This window comes from Streptomyces sp. URMC 127 (genome assembly GCF_051386535.1).
Classification (GTDB): Bacteria; Actinomycetota; Actinomycetes; order Streptomycetales; family Streptomycetaceae; genus Streptomyces.
In genome coordinates, this window is sequence record NZ_JBPQTW010000408.1 from 1 (window position 1) to 2,276 (window position 2,276).

Below are 2,276 nucleotides of genomic sequence, written 5' to 3' on the forward strand. Positions count from 1 at the left end.
GTCCGCCACGGAAGTCGGCGGCGACCCCGGCCGCCCCGCGGTCTCCCCCGAGGACTTCCACGCCTACTGCGCCCGCCCGGCGGCGCCGTCGGGGCCGCTCGTTCCGCTCTTTCGATCTTCCGGACCTGCGCGGTCACCAGGGCCGGCGGGATCTCGACCTCCTCGGGGTCCGCGAGGCTCGTCGCGAAGAACATCGCGAGCGTCGCCCCGGACCGCACGACCGTGATCAGGCTCGGCGCCCGCTCCGCCGCGTTCTCCAGGCGGTAGGCGACGGCGTCGTCCCCCAGCCGCGGCGCGGCGAGCGTCCGCACGGCCCGGAACTCCTGCGGCTCGCCCTCGCCCGTGAGCATGCCGAAGCCGTCCGCGCAGCGCCCCGCCGCGGACCGCAGCCCGCGCAGCGTCGCGGCCGCGCCGTCGCCGCGGTAGGCGGAGACGCGGATCATGCCCATGAGGCCCTGGAAGCCGAGGTCCTCTCCGGCCTTGGCGAAGGTGTTGACGACGGACGCGGCGGGCGCGGGCCGCGGCTCGGAGCCGAGGGCGTCGACGAGCGGCCGGCAGGCGGCGGCGTCCGTACGGGGGCGGCCGCCGCCCGCCGCGCCGCTGCCGGCGCGTTCGATCTGGAAGCCGGGGACCTCGCGGGCCCCGAGCTCGACGTGCCGCAGCTGCGCGGGGCTCAGTATCCGCACGGCGGTGCGCGTGCCCTTGGCCTCGCCGCGGGAGCCGCCGCGGCTCCCGCCGCCACCGCTGCCGCCGTTCTCGCCGTCGCCACCGCCACTGCCGCCGCATCCGGCCGTCAGCCCGAGGGCCACGACCGCGGAGACCGCCACCATCGCCTTCACAGGGCCAGCCTCCCAGCGCCCGCGGGGTCCGGGCCCGCGCCACGCCCGGCCACACGGTTACCCTCTGGACTTCCGTTCGACGAACCGCTTGGCAGGACCGCTCGGCAGGACCGCTTGACAGGGACGGAACGCCTGCCCCTACAGTTCGCTCGCCCGAACAAACGGACGCCCCGGCACCGGAGGGAGGCCCGCCCGCAGCCCCATGAAGATCGCGTTCCTGATCCACAACGCCTACGGCATCGGCGGCACCATCCGCGCGACCGGCAACCTGGCGAGCGCCCTCGCCGCCCGCCACGACGTCGAGCTCGTCTCCGTCTACCGCAGCGCGGACACCCCGAAGCTCCCCGTGAGCCGCCGCGTCCGCCTCACGTCGCTGATCGACATCCGCAAGGACGCCCCGGGCTCGGACGCGGACAACGAGCTGCAGCACCAGCCCAGCGCGCTCCTGCCGGCCCGCGAGCGCGACGTGAAGGCCTTCACCCGCCTCGCCGACCTCCGCGTCGCCCAGTACCTGGAGGCCACGGACGCCGACGTCGTCGTCGCCACCCGCCCCGGCCTCCTCGTCCACCTCACCCGCCTCGCCACCGAGCGCACGTACCTGCGCATCGGCCAGGAACACCTGATCTACGGCGGCCACCACCCGGAGGTCCGCGCCGCCCAGGACGCCGCGATCCCGCTCCTGGACGCCCACACCACCGTCTCCGAGGCCGACGCCGCCACCCACCGCGCGATGCTGCCGGAGGCGGGCACGCACATCGCGGCCCTGCCCAACGGCGTCTCCGCCGCCGGCGTGGAGCCCTCCGAGGGCACCGCCAAGCTCGTCGTGGCCGCCGGCCGCCTCATCCCCGTCAAGCGCTACGACCTGCTGGTCGAGGCCTTCGCCAAGGTCGTCGCCGAGCGCCCCGACTGGCGTCTGCGCATCTACGGCCGCGGCCCGGAGAGGACCGCCCTGCGCGAGCGCATCGATACGCTGGGCCTGAACGAGAACATCGCGCTCATGGGCCCGCACTCGCCCATCGAGACCGAGTGGGCCAAGGGCTCCATCGCCGCCGTGACCTCCGACTTCGAGTCCTTCGGCATGACCATCGTCGAGGCGATGCACTGCGGCGTGCCGGTCGTCGCCACCGACTGCCCCCAGGGGCCGCGCGAGATCATCGAGGACGGCGTGGACGGCCTGCTCGTCCGCCCCGGGGACCCCGACGCCGTCGCCGAGGGCCTCCTGAAGCTGATCAACGACGAGGAGCTGCGCCGCTCCATGGGCCGCGCCGCCCGCGCCTCCGCCCGCCGCTACGCCCCCGCGCAGATCGCCGAACGGTTCGAGCAGATCGTGCGCGAGGTCCGCCCGGAGCTCCTGCCCGAGGCCCCGGCGGCTTCGGCGGCCTTGCGGCGCAGCTCCTCGTCGTTGATCAGCTTCAGGAGGCCCTCGGCGACGGCGTC

Annotated in this window: 2 protein-coding genes; one reads left to right on the forward strand and one right to left on the reverse strand. The window is 75.4% G+C overall.

Translation table 11 applies throughout. From position 1 onward, the window contains the following. Positions 1 to 839 (reverse strand): hypothetical protein (locus ACSNOH_RS34515; protein WP_436725398.1); only part of this gene is annotated, 839 nt, incomplete at its 3' end. 202 nt (positions 840 to 1,041) lie between these two features. Here ACSNOH_RS34515 and ACSNOH_RS34520 point away from each other — a divergent pair. Then, positions 1,042 to 2,276, forward strand: a 1,235-nt coding sequence (locus tag ACSNOH_RS34520) for a glycosyltransferase family 4 protein (RefSeq protein ID WP_436725397.1), incomplete at its 3' end; no start/stop codon positions are given.